Below are 20,761 nucleotides of genomic sequence, written 5' to 3' on the forward strand. Positions count from 1 at the left end.
CTCAGCGACAAGCAAAAAGAGATTCTCGAGCGGCTCTGGGAGAAATAATCAGGGCGCGTTCTCGTGATCCGTTCGCCCGCGCGAGATCGCTTTCTCGATGTCCCGTGTGATCTCGGGGCAGCATTGTCTTGCGGCGGCTAAGAGGGTGCGCGCCTGCCCGCTGTCGCAGGGGATGGTGTAGCCTTCGAACTCGACGCCGCCGACGGAATGCTCGATCGGCGTCGCCTTGGCAAGGGCTTCATGGGCGGGGGATGTGCCGGGAATGCGGCTCCGCAATAAATCATAGTGCCGGGGAGCGACCTTAATAAATATTTCCATCGCGCCGCCTCATGGCCCGCTGCCGTCAAGATTCCAAACCTTGTCCGCCGGTCCGTCCGGCGTATTTCGGTCGCTCGGCTTTTTCGATTTCGGTCTCAGCCGCGATAGTGGATTCGTCCTCGTCCAGCCTGACCTGGTATAAGGTCCGGCCTTTTTGGTACACTTCGTCGCCCGCGTGAGCGGGCAGCTCTCCCACGAACACGCCGTCCGTAACTTCCCCTTTCAGCGAAGGCTCGTCTTTCCATTCGACGAGGTCGCCCTTTTTGAAGGAAAAGAGAAACGAAAAGCTTTCATCGAGCCGCGGGTCGTCCATTTTTATGAAATCCATGCTCCATTGTGGTCGGATGAGCCTTTCCTGTCAAAAGGGAATTCACCCTAAGCGTGTAAAGTGTGGCTGTGGGGCGGAAAAAAATATTTTGACAGGCCGTAGACAAGGGCCTCCGCATCGTGTAAGGTAGAATTCCTACTTCAGTAAAGGGCCTTCTGAATGAGGAATAGACAAAGCGAAGGCCTCAACAGTCTCTCCTTCGGAAACGATACCTAAAGGATAATCCGGCCAGAGCGTGGTTTCATTCTTCAAGTTCCCCATGTTCTCTCCGATCGGTAGTTAGCTTCCAGGCGACAGACATCAACATCTCTCATAGGAGGAGAACATGAGTAATAATAAATTGTACGTTGGCGGGTTGCCTTATTCCACGACGGAAGGGCAACTGCAGGAAATCTTCGAGGCGCACGGCACGGTGCAATCCGCCCGGGTGATCTCGGATAAGTTCACCGGACAATCGCGGGGCTTCGGCTTCGTCGAGATGGGCTCCGGTGACGAAGCCCAGAAAGCGATCGACGCGCTGAACGGCAGCCAACTCGGCAGCCGCACGCTGGTCGTCAACGAGGCCAAGCCGCAGGAGCGGCGGGACGGCGGCGGGGAGCGCAACGGACAGCGCAACGGCGGCCAAAAAAACCGCTGGTAGTTTTCTTTCGCTAAGAAAACAAAAAGGGGGCGCCCGGCCGGGTCGCCCCCTTTTTTATCGGCGGACGCGCATCTTTTGTTTTTCACCGCCGATTCATTATAGAAAAGGAGCGGTAGGTCGTTCGCGGCATGGCGGTTTCGCCGGAGTTAAGCTGGAGCTTGCAGATCGGGTCCGGAGTATTGTGGACGCTGGCCTATATCCTCATCATCAGGCTCGGATTTCGCGACCGCACCTACGGCATGCCGATCGCCGCCCTCGCGGCCAATATTTGCTGGGAATTTATATTTTCGTTCATCTACCACCACGAGCCGCCGCAGAACTACGTCAACGTCGTCTGGTTCGCGTTCGATCTCGTCATCGTCTATCAAGCCCTCCGCTTCGGCAAGGCTGCCGCCGCCCGGGCCCTGCCGGCGGAATATTTTTATCCGGCATTTTTTCTGGTCCTGGTTTTAAGCTTCTTCGCCATCCTGGCCGTCACGATCGAGTTCAAAAATTGGGACGGCAAGTACGCCGCGTTCGGACAAAACCTCATGATGTCCGTTCTGTTCATTTCGATGCTGTTCCGGCGGGGAGACGTGAGCGGTCAATCCATTTATATAGCCCTGTTCAAGATGCTGGGCACGCTGCTGCCGTCGATACTGTTTTATCTCCGCTTTCCCTCTTCCGTGCTGCTCGACTTTCTCTACGTGGCGATTTTTATTTTCGACCTGATCTATCTCGTCATGCTCTACGCGAAGCACAGGGAGCTGGGGATCAATCCGTGGAAAAGGATCTAGTCGACCTTTTTTCGCAGGTGGAAAGCCACCACCTGCTCTCCGAGCCCGCGCAATAGGCAAGTGCTTATTCCAACCCCCAGTGTCGGATGCGCGGGCTCTTCGAACAGGCGGCTTTTACGAGAACGCCTTAAGTAGTTTGCCGGAGCCGGAACCAACGGGTAGACTAAAATCGTGAACGGGAAAAGTAAAAACAGCCGCGGGGGAAAATCCGCACGCATCTCGCCGCCGGCCGAAAAAAGAGACCGGCGCAAGGTGCTGTTGCTCGACGGCCACTCGCTCGCGTACCGCGCCTTCTTCGCCTTGCCCGACACGCTCGTGACTTCGTCCGGCCAGGTCACCAACGCGGTCTATGGCTTCACCGCGATGCTCATCAAGCTGTTCGCCGACGAGCGGCCCAACGCGGTCATCGTTTGTTTCGACAAGGGAGCGCCGCAGTTCAGGCTCGACCGCTACGCCGAATACAAAGCCGGGCGGGCCGAGACGCCGGATAAATTCCGCCAGCAGCTCCCGCTGATCCGCGAGGTTCTGGAGGCGCTCAAGATTCCGATGTTCGAGCTCTCGGGCTACGAAGCCGACGATCTGCTCGCGACGCTGGCCAAGCATTGCGGCGCGGAACGGTGCGAGACAGTCATCGTCACCGGCGACCGCGATATCCTTCAACTCGTCCGCGAGGACGTCTCGGTCATCATGACCCGGCGCGGAATTTCCGACGTCATCCGCTACGACGCGCCGACGGTTGTTGAGCGCTACGGCGTCGCGCCGGAAAAATGGATCGACTTCGTCGCGCTCAAGGGCGAGGCGTCGGACAATCTGCCCGGCGTTCCCGGCGTCGGCGACAAGACCGCCGCGCAGCTCATCAATAAATACGGCGACGTCGAGCAGGTGATCGCGCACGCCGACGAGCTCACGCCGAAACTCCGCGACGCGCTGAAGGCGCACGCCGATCAGGTGCGGATCAACAAAGAGCTTGGCCGCTTGCTCGACGACGTGCCGCTGGAGATCGACCCGGCGGCCATTTCGCTCCAACCCTGGGATGAAGACAAGGTTCGCAATCTCTTCACGTCGCTAGAGTTCCGCACGTTGCACGAGCGATTGAAAGAACTGAAGCTCCACGCCGCGGCGGCGGCGACGCCGGCGCTCGAACTCAAGTCGGTCGCCGATCTGGCCTCGGAAGCTGAACTTCGCCAAGGAGCGACCACCGCACTCTCCTGGAGCGAGAACTGGCTGGCGGTTTGCGACGCGCCGGGCGAAGCGCGCGTTCTGCCTCTCGCGAATGGCGTGCGACGGCTTGCTGCCTGTCTCGAGGATCCGAATCGGCGGAAGATCGCCCACGACGCCAAATCGCTCTATCGCTCGGCGCTGAACGCGGGAGTCCAGGTCCAGGGACTCTACTGCGACACGAAGATCGCCGCGTACCTGCTCGAACCCGGCGCCGCTTCCGGATACACGGTCAAAGACACGGTCGGCCGGTATCTCGGCGTTTCGCTCGAGGACGGCGACTCCGAGCCGCAGGCAGGCGGGCAGGCGAGTCTCGATTTCGGCGCGGACGACAAACGGCGCGTCGCCCGCGAAGCGGTCGCGGTCCACACCGTCGCCCCGGTTCTCGAAGAGAATCTGCGCGCGCAAGGGAGCTGGGAGCTGGCCGCGACGCTGGAGTTTCCCCTGGTCGAGGTGCTCGCGCGCATGGAGCATACCGGGATTCTCATCGACCGCGGCTATCTGGAAAAGCTGGACGCCGACTTCGGCGAAAAAATGACGGCGCTGGAGCGCTCGGTCCAGCAGCTCGCCGAAGAGGATTTCAACGTGAACTCCCAGCCGCAGCTCCAGCGCATTCTCTTCGAGAAGCTCGCGCTGCCGAAAACCAAGAAGATCAAGACCGGCTATTCCACCGACGCCGCCGAGTTGGAGAAGCTCGCGGGCGCGCATCCGATCGTCGCCGCGCTGCTCGAATACCGGGAGGTGTCGAAGCTCAAGAACGGTTTTACCGAGATGCTGCTCGAGCTGATCGACTCCAAGACCAACCGGATCCACACGACTTACGAGCAAACCAAGGCCGCGACCGGCCGTCTGGCGTCGAACGCCCCGAACCTGCAAAACATTCCGATTCGCGGCGAGATGGGCCGGCGCATTCGGCGCGCGTTCATCGCGCCTCCCGGCCACGTTCTGCTCTCGGCCGACTACTCGCAGATCGAGCTGCGGGTGCTCGCGCATCTCTGCGAGGACGAGACGTTTTGCCGCGCTTTCGCCGAAGGCCACGATTTCCACGCGACCATCGGCGCCAAAGTCTACGGCGTCGCGCTCGCCGACGTGACGCCGGAGATGCGCAGCCAGGTGAAGCAGTTCTCCTACGGCATCGCCTACGGCATGTCCGCTTACGGCGTCTCGCAGCGGCTCGGCGTCGAGATGGACGAGGCGGCGAGCTTCATCGAGACTTACTACGCCCAGTTTCCCAAGGTGAGGGAGTTTCTCGCCGCGCAGGTCGAGAAAGCCAAGATCGACGGCTTCACCACGACCATGTTCGGCCGCCGCCGCTACCTGCCGGAGCTGCAGTCGGCAAATTTCCGCTTGCGGGCGCTGGGCGAGCGCATGGCGCTCAATACGCCGATCCAAGGCAGCGCCGCCGATATCATCAAGAAGGCCATGATCGGCGTGGACGCCGCGCTCGGCAAACATCCGGTCGCCAAGATGTTGCTCACCGTGCACGACGAGCTGGTCTTCGAAGTACCGGAGGAAAACTTGGCGCAAGCTCGCGCGCTGATCGAAAAAGAGATGGTCGGCGCCGCGGAGCTTCGCTGCGGTCTGGCGGTCGATATCCACATTGGAAGTAATTGGGCCGACGCTCACGCGTAAGCAGACCGGTGAAAACGTCCTGTACCATCATCAGACCGCCCGTGAGTTTCTCTCCGGATCGATGCGATACGTCTGTTGAACGCGGCACGAGTGTTCTAATACAGATTTATCAAGTACGCTTGACGAACCTCGTCCCACGCATCGATCCTGCGAGAACCTCCCGGACAGCCATAGTGTGCGAGCGGCTCGCCCGCGAGTTTCTCTCCGGGCCGATGCGATAGGGCTCTACTACGCGGCACGAGTGTTCTAACAGAAAGTTTTGCAGTACGCTTGAGGCATATCGCCCCCGCGCATCGGCCCTCCGAGAAACCCCCGTGCAAGCCGCTCAGGTTTGTTACTCTGTGTAAGGAAAAGCATCGGAATACGAAATGCAATTATTGCGCTTTGACAACGTTTCTTTGGCTTACGGCCATCTGCCTTTGTTGAGGAACGTCGATTTTCAGATCGAAGAGGGCGAACGTGTGTGTCTCGTCGGGCGCAACGGCGCGGGCAAATCGACCTTGCTGCGCCTGATCAGCGGAGCGGCGATTCCCGATGGCGGCGAGGTGTGGCGCCGGGAGACGTTGAGCGTCGGCCATCTCGAGCAGGAGGTGCCGCCGGACGCCGATCAGACCGTGTTTCAGGTCGTCGCCTCCGGATCGGGCGAGTTGGGCGCGCTGCTGGCGGAGTATCATCAGGCGGCGCACGAAGCCCGCGCCGCGGAGCGATCTTCGCTCGCGCGTCTCGCCGAGCTGCATGCCCGGATCGACGCGCTGGACGGCTGGAACATCAATCAGAAGGTCGAGACCGTTTTAACCCGCTTGAATTTGCCCGCCGACAAACGCCTCGCCGACTGCTCCGGCGGGATCAGGCGACAGGCGATGCTCGCCCGCGCGCTCGTGCGCGAGCCCGATCTTCTGCTGCTGGACGAGCCGACCAACCATCTCGACATCAGCGCGATCACCTGGCTGGAAAAATATTTGCTCGCCTATCGCGGCGCGTTGATCTTCATCACGCACGATCGAACATTGGTAAAGCGTCTCGCGAGCCGCATCGTCGATCTCGACCGCGGCCGGTTGACTTCTTTCCCCGGCGATTTTGAGAACTATCTGCGCAAAAAAGACGAATTCCTGGAGATCGAGGCGCGCGCCGCCGCCAAGTTCGACAAAAAGCTCGCGGAAGAAGAAGCGTGGATTCGCCGCGGCATCAAGGCGCGGCGGACGCGCAACGAAGGACGGGTGCGGGCGTTGCAGGCGATGCGGCGCGAGCGCGGCCGCCGCCTCGAGGCGCAGGGCAAGGCCCGCTTCGGCATCGATGCCGGCGATTTGTCCGGCAAGCTCGTCGTCGATTTGCGCCGAGTGAGCTGCGCTTACGACGATAATCTTATCGTTCGCGATCTCTCCACGGCCATTCTCCGCGGCGACCGCGTCGGCATCATCGGCCCGAACGGCTCCGGCAAGAGCACGCTGCTGAAATTGATCCTCGGCGAGATCGCGCCGACAAGCGGCCAGGTGGTGCGCGGCACGCGCCTCCAGGTCGCCTACTTCGACCAGCATCGCAGGCGCCTCGAACCGGAAAAGACGGTGCGCGAGAACATGAGCGAGTCCGACTACGTCACGGTCAGGGGCCGCTCGCGCCACGTCATCGGTTATTTGAAAGATTTTCTGTTTCCGCCCGGGCGCATCGACTCGCCGGTGAAGGCGCTTTCCGGCGGCGAGCGCAACCGCTTGCTGCTGGCGAAGATTTTCACCCGCTCGGTGAATATGATGGTGCTCGACGAGCCGACCAACGATCTCGACGTCGATACGCTCGAGCTGCTCGAAGACCTGCTCGCCGAGTACAAAGGAACGTTGCTCCTGGTGAGCCACGACCGGACCTTTCTCGACAACGTCGTGACGAGCACCTTGGTTTTCGAGGGCGAAGGAAAGATCGGCGAGTACGTCGGCGGCTACGAGGACTGGGCGCGTTACCGGGATCGCGCCGCCGCCGAGCGGCCCGAGCCGCCGAAGCGCGTCGTCGCCGCGCAGCCGGCCGTTTCCCGCCCGCAGCGTCAAGATAGTCGGCGCAAGCTCTCTTACAAAGAACAGCGGGAGCTGGAAGCGCTGCCCGGAAAGATCGAATCGTTGGAGACGGAGCAGGCCGAGTTGCACGCCCTTCTGAGCGACGCCGAGTTCCACCGCCGGCCGCGCGACAAGATCGCCGCCGCCGTGGAGCGCCTGGAAGCGGTGACGCAGGAGCTCGAAGCGGGTTATGCGCGTTGGGAATCGTTGGAGTCAAAAGCGAGCGCGGCGAACGAATGACCATGAACCTTGGGTGACAGCACGGGAGAAATTGTTGTATAAACGGCTTGGTGCATCGCGTGCCGACAAAAATTGAAAGGGAGGCTCCGATCATGCCATATACCGTTAGGTCGGCGTTCGTCGTTGTTTCGCTCGTGGGGGGTATCCTGTTTTTTCCCGGCTTCGCCTTTTCTCAAACCCCGTACTTTCAAGGCAAGACGATCACGATCGTCCGCGGCGGCGAGCCGGGCGGCACGGGCGATATGCAGGCCAGGGCTTTGATTCCGTCGCTGAAAAAACATATTCCGGGAAACCCGACGATCATCATCGAGAACATGCCCGGCGCCGCCGGCATGAAGGCGGTGAACCACGCCTACTCGAGCGCGAAACCCGACGGGCTTTCGATCATCGCCGTCGGCTCCGGCCTCGCCGCCGGGCCGATCCTCGGCCTGCCGGGGGCAAATTACAACATCGATCGATTGATTTACCTGGGATCCACCGAGCACGGCGATCCCTACGTTTTTTTAAGCCGGAAAGAAGCCGGATTCGACACGCTGGAAAAACTCCGCGCCGCGACCGGAGTCCGGCTGGGGGCGCAGACCGTCGGCCATGCGATCTACATCAGCGGCCGGATATTCACCTATCTGCTCGGTCTCAAAGAGCCCAGGATGGTTCTCGGCTTCGGCGGGCCCGAGCTCGACGTCGCCCTCGCGCGCGGCGAGGTGGACGCCCGCGCCAACAGCGCCGATACCGTCGTGCGCCGGAACGCCGACGCTCTGGCCAAAGGAGAGTTCAACATCCACGCGACCATCACGATACCCAAGGGAAAATTCCACCCTCGCTTCAAGGTCCCGGACGTGGACACGTTCGCCAAAAACGACCGGGAGCGGCAGTTGGTCAATCTCTACCGCGCGTTTCTCTATCCCCGCTGGCCCTATGTCCTGCCGCCGAATACGTCGCCGGAAATCGTGAAGACGCTGCGCGAATCTTTTAACAAGGCGTTCAAAGACCCGGCCTTCCACGAAGAGTTCAAGAAGCTCATGGCCGGCGAGCCGTCGCCCCTGACGGGCGAAGAAGTCGAAGCCTCCATCCGCGAGCTGCCGCGCGACGCGGAGACCATCGGTCTTTATAAGAAAATGGCCGAACACGGTCCGCTGCCGCCGCGTTAGATTTTACAGACGCAAAGTTTATTAGGATGACTCTGCACGCGGAACTTTCCCAACTTTCGAAGAATCAGTTCGTCGCCCTGATTCTGGACAACGAAGTCACGGTCGGCCATTTCGTCACAGAGCCGCCGCTCCCGTGGACGCGCTTGATTCGGCGCACTGGGCGCTACCAGGCAGCCGAAGGCTACCCGGCTCTACTGACGGCGGAACTGGCGAAAGGCGAGATGCGAAACTGGGACGAGGTTTGGTTGCCGGCGATCGCGAGCGCGCTGGAAGAGGTGGGCGACTCCGTGGATTACGTCCTCATCGGCAACAACGCGGGCCAGGGCCTTCCGCCGGCGCGGAGCCTGCCGCAAAGCCTGATCGCCGGTCGCGCCGCGATCATCTATGCTGACAGTCTTCCGGAAAGAAAAGAGTACGAGAAAATCGGTTATCGAGATTTCATTCGCAGAAGCCGGGCGGTTTCCCGCGTGCTCGAGCTGGCGGAAAACGCAGGCCGTCCTCCGGCGTTTTTTTTCATCAACACCATCCAGCACAACGAGTTCAATTTCCACAACCCTTGAAGAAATTTTCATCAGGCGCGACAATCAGATCATGAATTTCTGGCAAGATATAGAAAAGCCGATCATCGGCCTCTCGCCCATGGACGGAGTGACCGATGCGTGTTTTCGCGTCATCGCGGCCAAGCACGGCCGGCCCGACGTCATCTTCACCGAATTCGTCAACGTCGAGACCGCCTTTTACGCGCCGCACACGCTCATCAGAGACCTGACCTATTCCGAGATCGAGCGGCCGGTCGTCGCGCAGATTTACGGCCACACGCCGGAAATGTTCTATAAGGTGGCGCAGATCGTTTGTGCGCTTGGCTTCGACGGCCTGGACATCAACATGGGCTGCCCGGCGAAAAAGGTCGCGGCCAAGGGCAGCGGCGCGGCGCTCATCCTCGTGCCGGAGCTGGCCGGAGATATTATTCGCAGCGCCGCTCGAGGCATCCGGCACTGGTGCGAAGGCCAAAAGCTGGACGAACTCAAGCTCGACCTCGAATTGCTCCGCGGCATCGAGCGGTCAAACCGGCTGCGGACCGGGCTCGATACTTACCCCGCACGGCGTTCTATTCCTTTGTCCGTCAAGACGCGGCTGGGGTACGACGACGTCGTCATCGAAGAGTGGATTCAAGCTTTGCTTGGACAGCAGCCGGCGGTCATCTCGCTCCATGGCCGGACGCTCAAGCAAATGTACAAGGGAAACGCCGACTGGGAAGCGATCGGGCGCGCCGTCGAGCGGGCGCGGAATTCGGGAACGTTGATTCTCGGCAACGGCGACCTGCAAAACATGCGCGACGTTTATCGACGCGTGCGCGCGACCGGCGTGGATGGGGTTCTTATCGGGCGCGGCGCACAAGGCGATCCGTGGATCTTCAAAGCCAAGGAGCGAGTCAAAGAGGCGCTCGGGTCGAACGACGCATCGCGTATTCATGATGTCGCCGTCGGCCGGGAAGAACGGTTCAAGGTCATGCTGGAACACGCCAAGCTGTTCGAGAAGCACTGGGGGATTCCGGCCTTTGTCGGCATGCGCAAGCATTTGGCCTGGTACTGCCGCGGCTTTCCCAACGCGGCGGAGCTGCGCACCCGGCTGGTGCGGGTGAACAACGTCGGCGAGGTCGCGGAGTATCTTACGAACTACGAGAGATCGGTCGCTCGGTCTCTTCCGGCCGGAGACTTACTCTTCCACGAACACGACCACGAAACACCGTTCGACGAGCTCGCGGCCCTGAGCAAGATCGAAGGGCGAGCACGGCGTTTCTCTACCGCATGAGATTGATCCTCGCCTCCGCCTCGCCCCGCCGCCGGGAGATCCTCGCGTTGCTCGGCGTTCCTTTCGAAGCGATTGCGCCGTCCTATGACGAGCGCGTGCTGCCGGAGCGTCCCGTCGAGGACGAGGTCCTGGACTTCGCGGTCGGCAAGGCACAATCCGTCGCTCGCCGTCATCCGGAAAGCATCGTCGTCGGCAGCGACACGATGATTCTCATCGACGGTAAAAAAATCGGCAAACCCGGGGGGATCGACGACGCCAAAGCAATGCTCCATTCTCTTTCCGGCAAAACGCATCGTATCTTCACCAGCGTGGCGATCCTCGACGGCCTGGGCGGTCCGGGTCTCCGGGGAGTGGAAAAAGTTACCGTAAAGATGCGCGACTATTCCGCGGCTGAGATCGAGCGCTATCTCGCCGCCGGCGAATCTCTCGACAAGGCGGGAGCGTACTCGATCCAGGGGCGCGGGCGCGCGCTCATCGATTCGATCGACGGGGATTACCTCGCCGCCGTGGGTCTGCCGTTGCGGCCCATCGCGGGCTATTTAAAAAGCCGGGGCATAGCTCTTCCGGTGGACGTCGAGCGGCTCTACTCCGATAAATCGTTCCTCAACTGGCGCAGTTTCTAGCGTCGTTTTTTTGGGCTTGCTCTCCGAATCCAATATGTGTTACTTTTCCACCAATTTTTATCCGGAGCCATCAAACGTTGAGAGAGCGGAACCTATTCTTCGCTTTAATGCCGGTTCTTTTCGCGCTGGTTTTTTTCGCCTGCTCCTCAGCCCGCATCCCCACCGTTTCCGACGACCGGCTCGAACGTATGGTGAGGGACGAGGCGTTTCGCATCTTGCAAGTGACCCAGGATAAAGACGCTGCTTCCCTTTATCGCTTTTTGCTGTCCGATTTTCCCCGCAAAGACATCTTCGGATTGACGAATGGCGGCCGCCGCATTTATGTCAGCTATGAACTGGCGAAGCGCGCGGCAAGTCATGCGGGTTATCGCTGGCAGCTACGGCAAACCCTGGCGCACGAGATCGCGCACGAGCTGTCCGGCCATGCGCAGCGCTCCGAGAGCGCGCTCAACGCGACCGGTCAAGAACGCGGCTTCACGGGGGCGGACCTGGGACTTCCGGCGGACGTGCAGTTCCGCGCCTACTCGGTGGAAAAAGAGCTCGAGGCGGATTCGAACGGGATGAAGTACTGGAGCGCGCTCAAGTGGGACTGCCGGATCTGGGTCGAGTTGTTGGAAGCGTTCGCGGCGCTGAAATACGCCGGCGATATTCACCATCCGACGGATGCGCGTCTCTCGCAGGCCCTCAGGGCCTGCACGGCGGCCGCCGCCAATAAGGGCAACGTATAAGAAGGGTCCGGGAGCAGACCCGCGCCGAATCGATTGCAGAGTTTCAGTAGATGATCGATCCGCGCTCGATCTGCTGTTTGCGTTCCTCGTATTCTTCCCGGTTTATGCGGCCGGATCTGTAATCGTTTTCCAGCCGATCCATCTATCGCTTGTTGTTGTATTCATAGGCGGCGCCCGCGCCGAGGGCTCCGCCGGCCGCCCGCTCTCCTCAGAATGCGCCGCTCCAGCCCCATTGCCCCAAGCCCCCGGCCGCCGACAAAAGAAAGAGCGGTTTTTTCATCGCGAATTCCTCCTCTGTCATCTACTCCGGTTTCGCATGCGCCTTTTAAGATTATAGGCCGGCGCAGACGTTTCAGCTCAGGTTTTTTCCTGAGTCGCCTCACGTGCTTTGTCATGCCTACCCCGGGATCTTTTCTCGCTCCGATCTAAATGCCATCATGAATCGAGTCGGAAAGGAGCAAATCTATGGAACTGAGCTCATGGTTTACCAGGTTCGCCAAATGGTGGGCGCACGCCAGCGGTCATCCGTCGGCGTTCATCCTTGCCGTGGCCGTTATCGTCCTCTGGGCCATCACCGGTCCGATCTTCGGCTTCAGCGATACGTGGCAATTGGTGATCAACACCGGGACGACCATCGTCACCTTTCTCATGGTCTTCGTCATTCAGAACACGCAAAACCGCGACACCGGCGCGATGCAGGTAAAGCTGGACGAATTGATCCGCACGCTGAAGGGCGCGCACAACGCGCTGCTCGATCTCGAAGAGCTCGACGAGGAATCGATCGAGCGTCTGAGAGCCAATTACAAGAAGCTCGCGGCCCTGGCCAGAGAGGATTTGGATGTGATGCTCGAGAACGGCCAAGCGAACAAGGCGAAAAAGAGCAAATGAGTCCGGAAGTGTCCCCGCGGTCGTCGCGCGGGTGAATATTGCAAAACTGTGATAAGGTGTAACCGTGAGTAAGTTGAGTTTGCCGACAATGGCCGCTTTGGGACTGTCTTCGCTGCTGGGCGCCGTCCCGGCGCCGGCCCAGGTCGATCCGTTCGCCGACATCCAGCTGCGCCAGAATCAGTTCCGCCAGCAGCAGCAACTGGACGAGATGCGGCGCAACCAACAGATCCATCAACTCCGGAGCCAGCAGGAAATCAATCAGCTTCAGCAGCAGATCGATCAAACTCGGAACCGGCCGTCGGACCAACTTCAACAGCAGCCGGACGCAAGCCGCCTCCAGCACCAGCTCAACCAATTTCAAAACGAGGAGCAGCTAAAGCGGCTCGAGCACGAACGGCGGCTCAACCAGATCCAGCGCGATCTGGACCGGCTGCGGCGCGAGCGCCAGGCGCAGGAGCTTCAGCGCCAACAGCAGATCGAGGAATTACAAAGCCAGCAAAAGAGAAACGATATTCAACAAGAGCTCGATAAAGTCAAAAGTCAGAAGTAAAAAGGAAAAAGTTAAGAAAAGAACGATATCTCTTCATCCGATTTTTACCTTTTGCCCCTTCGACCTTGCTCAGGGCATGCTTTTTTACTTTTTAAGATTAGGCCAGTTCACCAACGTAACCAGCAATCCCATCGTTGCCAGCCCGGCGCCCATGAGATACATCCAGAAATAACCGGCGATCTCCACGGCGCTGCCCGTCCATAACGCGCCGGCGCCGGAGGCGAGCGGGTAGGCGATCGAAAACGACGCCATCGCACGGCCGCGCCGCTCGGGGTTTGCCCGCTGGATGGCCAGCGCCAAGGTCATCGACGAGCCTATCGCGTTGCCGAGAGAGAAAAGAATTCCGGAAACGAGCACGAGCCCGAGACCCGAGGCGACGGACAAAAGCAAAAGGGCGAGCAACTCAAGGATGAAACCGGCCGCGATCGAAGGGCCGGCGCCGATCTGGTCGCCGACGCGGCCGAGAAGAGGACGCGCCAGCAGGCTCGTGGAGCCGCTCGCCACGAAATACCACGCGACGTTATCGATGCCGATCGTCCGGGCGTAAAGCACCAGGAAGGCGCTGACCGCGGGATAGCTGAGATTCAGGCAGAAAAGCAGCGCGGACGGCAGCAAGACTTCTCTCTCCATGAGAGTGAAGGGATTCCACGGCGCGGCGCTCGGTTTGCTCGGCGCCGCTTTGTCGGCGCCGGAAAGCGCATGCCGGCCGAGAAGCAAGCTGGTGATTCCGCCCGCCGCCGCGAGAGCGGCGGACAGCGCCATCACGACGCGAAAGCCGCCGAACGGGGCGTCGATCAGCCAGAGCGAGACGGCGGGAAAAAGAATGCTCGCGCTCGCCTGCACGCCGCTGTAGTAACCCGAGAACTCGGCGCGCCTCATGACGGGAGCGATCAGCGCCAGCAGCGCGTATCCTCCGGTGTTGAGCGCCGCCCAGCCGACGCCGCGCATCGCGTTCGCGGCCATCACGACCTCGGCGAAGGGAATAAGGAACAAAAGAAGACTTGCGCCTAAAAGGAGACAGCCCGTCGCCAGTACGCCGGTCTCGGACCAGGTATCGGCCGAATGACCGATCAACGGACGAAGGAGCACGCTGGTAGTGGCGAAAGCCGCGAGCACCAGCCCGACCACGAACGGCGAGCCGCCGAGGTGGGTCACGTAAAGCGGGATCGCCGGCGTCAGCAGCGCGTTGTGCGCGTAACCCAGCAACTGCACCAGGCACAACAGAGCGAACGTTTGCTTCCAGATGGAATCGGAGCGGGGTGTCGTCATCGGATCGGCGGAGAGAATCTTTTTCGTCGGCTCTCCACATATATGAGAAAGCCGAACAATTAACCAGCCGGCTGCCGAAAAGGTCACCCGCCCGCCCGCGAGTCTCTCTCCGGGCCGATGCGATACCTCTGTGTAACGCGGCACGAGAATGCTACGACAAATCCTGAATTACGCTTGATGCAGCTCGTCCCACGCATCTGCCCTTCGAGAGACCCTCAGGCGGGCTGTTACGTCTGGTAAACGCGGCGACTCTTCTGTTACAACGGCCGTAATATGATTCGACCGGTGTATCGAGAGGCGTTGGCGAGCCAGCATAAAATTCTCGTCGTGCTGTGGTTTGTCTTTCTCGCCGGCATTTTTTTATATCTCTGGATATCGCAAAGGTTCCTGGCGGAGCGGCAGTCGGCGGTGGAGAGCTTCATCGCGCAGGCGTCGGCGATTTTTTTATGGCTGCTCGCCTTTGTGGACGTGGCCACGCTGGTTTGGTGGAAGAAGCGCTTTCTTACCAAGCAGGCGATCCTCGGCGGAGTGAAACAGTACAAAATCCTTCAATCGCTGCAGGAGCACAAAACTCCGATAGAAGAGCTGGCGGCCGCCGTCGTCTCTTCCTACGTTACGGGGAAGATCGTCGCCTTCGCGCTGGCGGAAGCGGTGGCCATTTACGGGTTCGCCTTGGCTCTCGTGAGCCGCGACTTCTCGAGCCAATTCATTCTGTCCGCCGCCGCCGCGGCGCTGCTGTTATTCGAATTTCCATCGAAGACATTTCTCGCAGAGCTTCTCAAAGACGTGGAATCCGGCGCCGTGTCGCCGCCGATGAAAGCGACGACGGCCCCGTGAAGCGATAAAACCCGCGGCACCGTTACGGGCGTAGCGCGGCCGTCCCGGGCTCGCCCTCGACGATTTTGCGGAGCTTGTTGATGTTGACGATGATGCGGCGGCCGTCCCTGGCGATGGCCTTGTCGCGGTCGAGCTCGTTCAAGTGCCCGGTGACCTGCTGGCGCGAAGCTCCCACCAGGCCGGCGAGGACCTCGTGGCTGATGCGGAGAAGGATGACGACGCCGCGGGCGTCGGGGATGCCGAAGCGCTCTCCCAGGTTCATGAGCTCGAGCGCCAGACGCTTGCGGACGTCGAGCCCCATTCCCTTGATGCAATGAACGTACATCATTCGCCCGGAATGCATCGTGGCGCCGTACCATGGGAAAAAAACGCCGGCGGACACTCCCATCAGAGCTTCGATCAGAGCCGCCGGCTTGATGGCGCCGATCACGGACGCTTCGAACGCGTCGCAGCGAAACGGGTAGCGCATCTTGGCCGCGAACGCATCGACGCCGAAAAACTCGCCGGGCGAAATCAGGCTCACGATGATTTGTTTTTGATCGCTGGTGAGATACGAGCAGCGAACGACTCCAGAAATCAGCAGATAGACCAGCTTCGCCTCCTCATCCTGATCGAAAATGATCTGGTTCTTCTTCAAGTGTCTTATGGACAGGTTGCCGGCGAGCTTTCTGAGCTGCGGCAGTGAAAACGAAGCCAGGGTCTTAAGCTGCCTCAAAGCCCTGGCGTCGATCTCCTTGAGAGTCTGATCCGGTCCGGTCTGCATGGGCTTCAACCGCCGATCTCCATCTGCGCGATTTCTTCGATGGCGCGCCCGGCATGGGTCTTCAAGGCGGCGAGAATTCTTTCAAACATGTCTGGCCCTACTTCCAGCAGCCTGAGCTGACTCGATCCCTGGTCTTCGACTTCAAGAATGATGAAGTGTCTCAGCGTGGAACTCTTGGCGTTTTTCAGCACGCTTCCGCGACCGAGCGATTCCGCGACGCGGGTCCAATCGGGTATCTGATGTAGGCGCATGAGTTGCCGTCGCAAAGATGAAAGTAATCGACGCATATATCAAATCCATTTCGTGCGTCTGTCAGATAGGCGACATTCGGAGCGCGTATTTTTCTGCGGCGGCGAACCGGCTTCGACGAGGGAATTTCATCGCTTACAAATAGCCGTTCGAACCGGCGCCGCCCGGGGAGCGAGTTGATATCCGCGGCCATCTCAGTATGATGGAAAATCTTCATGCGATCGGTGAACCGGAGCGGCGGGGGGCGATCCGCCTGCGCGCCGCCGGTTTTTGGTTGATTCCATGCTCTCGATGTCGCAACCGTGACCACGCCTGATTCACAAAAAAACTCGCGCGCCGCGGACGCGGCGGTTTTGTCCCCGCTGCGCCAGCGCGACTTCCGTATCTTCTGGACCGGATTGCTGCTCTCCACCATGGGCACGCAATTCACTCAGGTGGCCATAGCATGGCAGATTTACGAGCTGACCAATTCGCCGCTGCAGTTAGGCCTTCTCGGCTTGGCGCGCGCGATTCCGCAAATCGCCCTGGTGCTCGTCGGCGGACTGCTGGCCGACGCGGTCAACCGCCGCAAGCTCATGATATGCACGCAAACGAGCCTCTTCGTCGTTTCCGGCACGCTCACGCTCCTGACTGTTTTGGGCAAGGCTTCTCCCATGGTGCTCTACGTCGCGACCATGCTGTTGGCGCTTTTCACGTCGCTCGACTCGCCCACGCGGCAGGCGATGGTGCCGAATCTCGTGCCGCGGGAACAGTTGCCCAAAGCCCTGGCGCTCAGCAGCTCGCAGCGGTACGTCTCCGTCATCGCCGGGCCGTCGCTGGCCGGACTGGTTTTAGCTTTTTTCGGACCGGCGGCCTGCTACGCGATCGACGCGCTCTCCTGGCTCGTCATGGCCGTCTTGCTGTCGTTCATTCGAACCCGGATGCCGGAAGGAAAAGGGTGGGGCGCGGTATCGCTGCACTCGCTCCGCGAGGGACTCAAATTCGTCTCCGGCCACGCGGTCATCTTTCCGCTGATGCTGATGGATTTCGGCGCGACGTTCTTCGGTTCGGCCAAAGCGCTGCTGCCGATCTATGCGCGGGATATTCTCGCGGTCGGCCCGCAAGGACTCGGTCTGCTCTACGCCGCGAGCGCCGCCGGTTCGCTTTCCTCCGCCGTCGGAATGAGCATGTTCGGAGGCGTGCGGCGGCCGGGCCGATGGATTTTCGGCGGCGTCGCGGCCTTCGGCGTCTGCACGGTCCTCTTCTCGGGTTCGCGCACCTTCTGGCTTTCGGTTCTGCTCCTGGCCGGCGCCGGCGCGGGGGATACGATCAGCGCGATTCTTCGGGGCACGGCCAATCAACTGAGCACGCCCGACGAGCTGCGCGGCCGGATGTCTTCGATCAACAGCATGTTCACGACCGGCGGGCCGCATCTCGGCCACCTCGAGTCCGGCCTGGTGGCGGCGTGGCTCGGCGCCGAGATGTCGGCGCTCACCGGCGGGCTGGCGACTTTGGCGATCGTCGCCGGAATAGCGGCCGCGTTTCCGGCCATCCGCCGGTTTCAGATCGGCAAGGAGATTCCGTTGAAGGAGACACCGGCGACGGCTCCCAGCCGTTCGACGGGCTAAAACAATTTTGGATTTTGGATTTTAGATTTTCGATTCCAAAACCAAAAGCTCAAAGCTTGTCAACTTACCACCAGTGCCAGTGGTGGTACCAATTCCGCCAACCGTAAGGCCGCCACCAGGGGTACTTATGCCGGTCCTGATGAAGCTCGGCGTAGGATTCCCGCAGCTCTCTTCTGTCGCGCCATACCTCGCGGCGGTCGCGGGCGATCTCTCTCCGGCTCGCGCCCCTGCGAAGATCCCACAATAACTCGTGCTCGCTTCGGTTCAGCTCGCGGCGATCTCTCTCGATTTCGCGGAAGTCACGGCGGATCTCGCCGGGAACTCTCGCATGCCAACCGTGACCCCATGCAACCGAGGACGCTCCCGATATGAGTAAAGAGCCGGCAACCAGACTTCCGAGAATAATATTCTTTGATAATGGCATATTCGCCTCCTCGCATACTTAGACGCGTGAGAAGGCCGGCGGGTTTACGTCGGAGATCCTTGGCGGCAACGGAGGCAGGATTCCTGGAAATTTGTAGGGGCGGGTTTGAAACCCGCCCCTACCGGATTCCCGTTGTCACGGGAATGACGGAAGGGCCTGATGGCGCGCTGTCACTGCGAGGCCGAGGGGCGTAGGGGAGAGGGCCGCGGACGTCCGAGGAGAAAGGTTCGACTCATGGTACTACTCTATCGGCCGCGGCCCGAACGCTTGCGCCCTGAGGTCTCGCCTTCACTTCCCAAACAGTTGCTCGAGGCCGCGGAAAATTTCTTCCTGTGGGCTCCTTTTTTTCTTGCGCTTCGAATCCGAAGACGATTCGCCGTCCGCGGAAGAGGTCTCCGATCCCTGCTTGCCCGACTTTTTGCGCGTGAAGCTTTCCATGCCTCGCTCCATGAATCCTTTCTGCATCGCGCGCGCGATATAGCCCATGTCGGGTTTGGGCTTCGCGCCCGGAAGCTTGCCCGAAAGCGTGAAAGGGATCTCGATCCGTCCCTGTTCGTTCGCGAGTCCCTTCGCCTCCCTGGCTTTGCTTATGATGTCCTGGGATAGCTGCTGGGAAAAGAACAGCAGCGCGCGAAAATCGACCTTTCTGTCGAACGCGAACCAACCCTTTCCCTGCGTCTCGAATTCGGTGGCGGAGACCACGAGATCTTCGGTGTGGGCCTTGCCGTCGGCGATGGCCGCCGATCCTTTCATCTGCTTGAACTCGGTGTCTTTCGCGCTGAAGATCGCCGGATATTTCTTTCGGATGTCGGCCGGGACGATATTGACCCCGCCGGGAATATTGGACATCACGCTCTCCGCCAGATTCACGTCCAGCAGCGCGCCGTTGACGACCTCCGCTTTTCCCTGCCCCTTGAGCGTTTTCTGGATCGCGCTCCATTCCTTGCCCGAGCCCGTGACATCGAGGTCCATGTCGATGAGCCCGCGAAGATTCTGCGGCGCGGTCGGGACGAAGGCGCGAAAAATTTGCGTCAAGTCCATCGCCTTGACGTTCGCGACGGCGGCGAAGCGCGGTGTCGTCTCGCGCATGTCGTAGCGGCCCTTGGCCTTGAGCGCGCCGCCGAAGGCGCCGAGGCTCAGGCTTTCGATCGTCGCCACTTTGTCGGCCAAAGACGTCGCGGTGTTCAGGTTCGTGTAGTCGCCGTCCGCGATCGTCCCGCTTGCGGAGGTAAAGATGGCGCGCGCGGTGACGGCGCCGTCTTTCGCGAGCACGGTTCCTTCGCCTTTGAGATCCTTAACGACTTCCGGTTTTTTCCGATCCGATGCCTTGCCTTTGAGATCGGCCAGGTTGAGCTCGGGTGAAGCGACGCGGTAGCTCAAGTTGAGCGGCGCGAAGCTTGCGACTTTCGCCGCGAGTCGGACTTGCGAGCCGCCGATGCGGAAGCCGGTTTCCGGCAGCTCGGCGGTTTTCCGAGTAAAGCTGACCTTGGCGTTCAGGTCCGTGATCGGCTGCGCCGGCTCGGGCAGCCGCGCGCTGACGCCGTTCAAGCTCAGCGTGCCGTAGATCTCAGGGAAAACTTCTTTGCCCAATCGGCCCGAGAAGCGGCTCTTGGCGCCGGCGCTGCCGGAGAGAGCGAGGCCTTTGGGAAGCTTGTGGCCGAATCCTTCAAGTATCTTCTCAAGATCGGCGAGTGCGATCGAATCGAGATCCAGGTTGCCCTCGACGGGCAAGTTGCTGAAATCGGCTTTCGGTCCCACGGGGCCCACGCGTCCCTTCAGTTTGAGGTTCTGTTTGGCGGCGCCGAAGACGGCGGCTTCCAGCTCGACGTCGATGGGACGGTGGAGGCTCGCGTCCTTGATCTTGAAGTCGAGACGGGTGGCGCGAAAATCGATGCCGCCCCGGCCGATATCCCGGTAGCGGATCTCCCCGTCGTCGATATCGACCAGCGACACGAGCAGCGGCGGCGCCGCCGCGCGTTCTTCCCGGCGCTCTTTTTTCTCTTTTTCTTTTTTCGCTTCCTTTCCCTTTTTTTCTCCGTGGCCGCCGATGGTGGAGAAGTTGAACCGTCCTTCCCCGTCCCGGATCACGTTGATGACGGGCCGGTGCAAAATGACCTTGCTCACCTGGAGCTCTTTTCGGAGGAGCGGAAGGAGCTTCATGTTGACCTGGAGATCGGCCGCCCGCACGAAGCTTTCCTCGGCAAAAGACGGATCGTCGGCCAGGGAGAACTGCTTCAAGCGGACGCCGATGCCGCCCCACAGCGTCACGCCGATCTCGCCGACCGCGACTTTTCTCCCCAACGCCTCCTCGGCGCGGGCGAGGAGATAATCTTTGTTGCGATTGATCAGGCTATTGAGATTCACGAGGGCGAGCGCCGGCACCACGATAAGAACAAGCAGGACCACGCCGGGAATCAAGATCCACTTTCGCATAGAGTCTCCTTGCCGTAATTATCGCCCGAAATATTTCTCGTTTCCAGCTTTGCCGATATTTTTTCGTGGGTTTATTCTTGCCACTCACGAGCGCTTCGCATACAATCGCCACTTTCGAAGAGCAGAGGGGGACGAACGAGAATGGACATAGCTGAAGCGCAGATATTTTTATCGCAGCACCATCGCGGCGTGCTGGTTACGCGCAAGCGGGACGGCGCGCTGCAGATGTCGCCGGTGTC

20 protein-coding genes are annotated in these 20,761 nt (G+C 60.4%); 13 read left to right on the forward strand and 7 right to left on the reverse strand.

Translation table 11 applies throughout. From position 1 onward, the window contains the following. Positions 1–48: 48 nt before the first annotated feature. Both VGL70_16115 and VGL70_16120 read right to left on the reverse strand, forming a co-directional pair. On the reverse strand, positions 49–318 hold the full coding sequence (locus VGL70_16115; protein HEY3305051.1) for a hypothetical protein: 270 nt from the start codon (positions 316–318) through the stop codon (positions 49–51). Positions 319–343: 25 nt separating this feature from the next. After that, positions 344–646: a hypothetical protein gene (locus tag VGL70_16120; protein ID HEY3305052.1), complete on the reverse strand. Its 303-nt coding sequence runs from the start codon at positions 644–646 to the stop codon at positions 344–346. A gap of 325 nt (positions 647–971) precedes the next feature. Here VGL70_16120 and VGL70_16125 point away from each other — a divergent pair, with 325 nt between their 5' ends. The 11 genes from VGL70_16125 (at position 972) to VGL70_16175 (ending at position 12,940) form a co-directional block, all read left to right on the forward strand. Continuing rightward, the gene (locus VGL70_16125) at positions 972–1,286 is read left to right on the forward strand and encodes an RNA-binding protein (GenBank protein ID HEY3305053.1); all 315 of its coding nucleotides are present in this window, start codon (positions 972–974) and stop codon (positions 1,284–1,286) included. 128 nt (positions 1,287–1,414) lie between these two features. Beyond that, the gene (locus VGL70_16130; GenBank protein HEY3305054.1) at positions 1,415–2,062 is read left to right on the forward strand and encodes a hypothetical protein; all 648 of its coding nucleotides are present in this window, start codon (positions 1,415–1,417) and stop codon (positions 2,060–2,062) included. 171 nt (positions 2,063–2,233) lie between these two features. Beyond that, positions 2,234–4,912: a DNA polymerase I gene (gene polA / locus VGL70_16135; GenBank protein ID HEY3305055.1), complete on the forward strand. Its 2,679-nt coding sequence runs from the start codon at positions 2,234–2,236 to the stop codon at positions 4,910–4,912. A gap of 368 nt (positions 4,913–5,280) precedes the next feature. After that, complete coding sequence (locus tag VGL70_16140) at positions 5,281–7,191, forward strand: ATP-binding cassette domain-containing protein (protein ID HEY3305056.1); 1,911 nt, start codon at positions 5,281–5,283, stop codon at positions 7,189–7,191. A 92-nt stretch (positions 7,192–7,283) separates the two neighbouring features. Next, on the forward strand, positions 7,284–8,339 hold the full coding sequence (locus VGL70_16145) for a hypothetical protein (GenBank protein HEY3305057.1): 1,056 nt from the start codon (positions 7,284–7,286) through the stop codon (positions 8,337–8,339). Between the two features lie 26 nt (positions 8,340–8,365). Next, on the forward strand, positions 8,366–8,899 hold the full coding sequence (locus VGL70_16150; protein ID HEY3305058.1) for a hypothetical protein: 534 nt from the start codon (positions 8,366–8,368) through the stop codon (positions 8,897–8,899). A gap of 31 nt (positions 8,900–8,930) precedes the next feature. Then, positions 8,931–10,151, forward strand: coding sequence for a tRNA-dihydrouridine synthase (locus VGL70_16155; GenBank protein HEY3305059.1), 1,221 nt, complete (start codon positions 8,931–8,933; stop codon positions 10,149–10,151). After that, positions 10,148–10,774, forward strand: a complete 627-nt coding sequence (locus VGL70_16160) for a Maf family protein (GenBank protein HEY3305060.1) — start codon at positions 10,148–10,150, stop codon at positions 10,772–10,774. The genes VGL70_16155 and VGL70_16160 overlap by 4 nt, the downstream gene beginning before the upstream one ends. A gap of 77 nt (positions 10,775–10,851) precedes the next feature. Then, positions 10,852–11,502 carry a hypothetical protein gene (locus tag VGL70_16165; GenBank protein ID HEY3305061.1) on the forward strand — a complete coding sequence of 217 codons (651 nt, stop codon included), beginning with the start codon at positions 10,852–10,854 and terminating at the stop codon, positions 11,500–11,502. A 465-nt stretch (positions 11,503–11,967) separates the two neighbouring features. Continuing rightward, a complete protein-coding gene (locus tag VGL70_16170) occupies positions 11,968–12,390 on the forward strand; it encodes a low affinity iron permease family protein (GenBank protein ID HEY3305062.1) in 423 nt (140 codons plus the stop codon). Between the two features lie 64 nt (positions 12,391–12,454). Beyond that, entirely contained in the window at positions 12,455–12,940 is a 486-nt protein-coding gene (locus VGL70_16175; GenBank protein ID HEY3305063.1) for a hypothetical protein, read from the forward strand. An 84-nt stretch (positions 12,941–13,024) separates the two neighbouring features. Here the strand turns inward: VGL70_16175 and VGL70_16180 are convergent, their stop codons facing one another. After that, positions 13,025–14,209: an MFS transporter gene (locus tag VGL70_16180; protein ID HEY3305064.1), complete on the reverse strand. Its 1,185-nt coding sequence runs from the start codon at positions 14,207–14,209 to the stop codon at positions 13,025–13,027. Between the two features lie 273 nt (positions 14,210–14,482). On the opposite strand from VGL70_16180, the gene VGL70_16185 reads away from it, so the two are divergent. Then, positions 14,483–15,046: a hypothetical protein gene (locus VGL70_16185; protein HEY3305065.1), complete on the forward strand. Its 564-nt coding sequence runs from the start codon at positions 14,483–14,485 to the stop codon at positions 15,044–15,046. A 22-nt stretch (positions 15,047–15,068) separates the two neighbouring features. On the opposite strand, the gene VGL70_16190 is transcribed toward VGL70_16185, so the two are convergent. Both VGL70_16190 and VGL70_16195 read right to left on the reverse strand, forming a co-directional pair. Beyond that, complete coding sequence (locus VGL70_16190) at positions 15,069–15,809, reverse strand: Crp/Fnr family transcriptional regulator (GenBank protein ID HEY3305066.1); 741 nt, start codon at positions 15,807–15,809, stop codon at positions 15,069–15,071. 5 nt (positions 15,810–15,814) lie between these two features. Further along, positions 15,815–16,060, reverse strand: a complete 246-nt coding sequence (locus VGL70_16195) for a hypothetical protein (protein HEY3305067.1) — start codon at positions 16,058–16,060, stop codon at positions 15,815–15,817. 300 nt (positions 16,061–16,360) lie between these two features. Here VGL70_16195 and VGL70_16200 point away from each other — a divergent pair, with 300 nt between their 5' ends. Then, the gene (locus VGL70_16200; protein ID HEY3305068.1) at positions 16,361–17,665 is read left to right on the forward strand and encodes an MFS transporter; all 1,305 of its coding nucleotides are present in this window, start codon (positions 16,361–16,363) and stop codon (positions 17,663–17,665) included. Positions 17,666–17,729: 64 nt separating this feature from the next. Here the strand turns inward: VGL70_16200 and VGL70_16205 are convergent, their stop codons facing one another. Continuing rightward, positions 17,730–18,089, reverse strand: coding sequence for a hypothetical protein (locus tag VGL70_16205; GenBank protein ID HEY3305069.1), 360 nt, complete (start codon positions 18,087–18,089; stop codon positions 17,730–17,732). A gap of 288 nt (positions 18,090–18,377) precedes the next feature. Then, entirely contained in the window at positions 18,378–20,522 is a 2,145-nt protein-coding gene (locus tag VGL70_16210) for an AsmA family protein (protein HEY3305070.1), read from the reverse strand. Between the last annotated feature and the right edge of the window lie 239 nt (positions 20,523–20,761).

The sequence above is a fragment of the Candidatus Binatia bacterium genome, from assembly GCA_036504975.1.
Classification (GTDB): domain Bacteria; phylum Desulfobacterota; class Binatia; order UBA9968; family UBA9968; genus JAJPJQ01.

Bases quoted from the DNA above. Each gene is read 5' to 3' on its own strand.
- VGL70_16115 (HEY3305051.1), bottom strand. From the start codon at position 318: ATGGAAATATTTATTAAGGTCGCTCCCCGGCACTATGATTTATTGCGG.
- VGL70_16120 (HEY3305052.1), bottom strand. From the start codon at position 646: ATGGATTTCATAAAAATGGACGACCCGCGGCTCGATGAAAGCTTTTCG.
- VGL70_16125 (HEY3305053.1), top strand. From the start codon at position 972: ATGAGTAATAATAAATTGTACGTTGGCGGGTTGCCTTATTCCACGACG.
- VGL70_16130 (HEY3305054.1), top strand. From the start codon at position 1,415: ATGGCGGTTTCGCCGGAGTTAAGCTGGAGCTTGCAGATCGGGTCCGGA.
- VGL70_16140 (HEY3305056.1), top strand. From the start codon at position 5,281: ATGCAATTATTGCGCTTTGACAACGTTTCTTTGGCTTACGGCCATCTG.
- VGL70_16145 (HEY3305057.1), top strand. From the start codon at position 7,284: ATGCCATATACCGTTAGGTCGGCGTTCGTCGTTGTTTCGCTCGTGGGG.
- VGL70_16150 (HEY3305058.1), top strand. From the start codon at position 8,366: ATGACTCTGCACGCGGAACTTTCCCAACTTTCGAAGAATCAGTTCGTC.
- VGL70_16155 (HEY3305059.1), top strand. From the start codon at position 8,931: ATGAATTTCTGGCAAGATATAGAAAAGCCGATCATCGGCCTCTCGCCC.
- VGL70_16160 (HEY3305060.1), top strand. From the start codon at position 10,148: ATGAGATTGATCCTCGCCTCCGCCTCGCCCCGCCGCCGGGAGATCCTC.
- VGL70_16170 (HEY3305062.1), top strand. From the start codon at position 11,968: ATGGAACTGAGCTCATGGTTTACCAGGTTCGCCAAATGGTGGGCGCAC.
- VGL70_16180 (HEY3305064.1), bottom strand. From the start codon at position 14,209: ATGACGACACCCCGCTCCGATTCCATCTGGAAGCAAACGTTCGCTCTG.
- VGL70_16185 (HEY3305065.1), top strand. From the start codon at position 14,483: ATGATTCGACCGGTGTATCGAGAGGCGTTGGCGAGCCAGCATAAAATT.
- VGL70_16190 (HEY3305066.1), bottom strand. From the start codon at position 15,809: ATGCAGACCGGACCGGATCAGACTCTCAAGGAGATCGACGCCAGGGCT.
- VGL70_16195 (HEY3305067.1), bottom strand. From the start codon at position 16,060: ATGCGCCTACATCAGATACCCGATTGGACCCGCGTCGCGGAATCGCTC.
- VGL70_16205 (HEY3305069.1), bottom strand. From the start codon at position 18,089: ATGCCATTATCAAAGAATATTATTCTCGGAAGTCTGGTTGCCGGCTCT.
- VGL70_16210 (HEY3305070.1), bottom strand. From the start codon at position 20,522: ATGCGAAAGTGGATCTTGATTCCCGGCGTGGTCCTGCTTGTTCTTATC.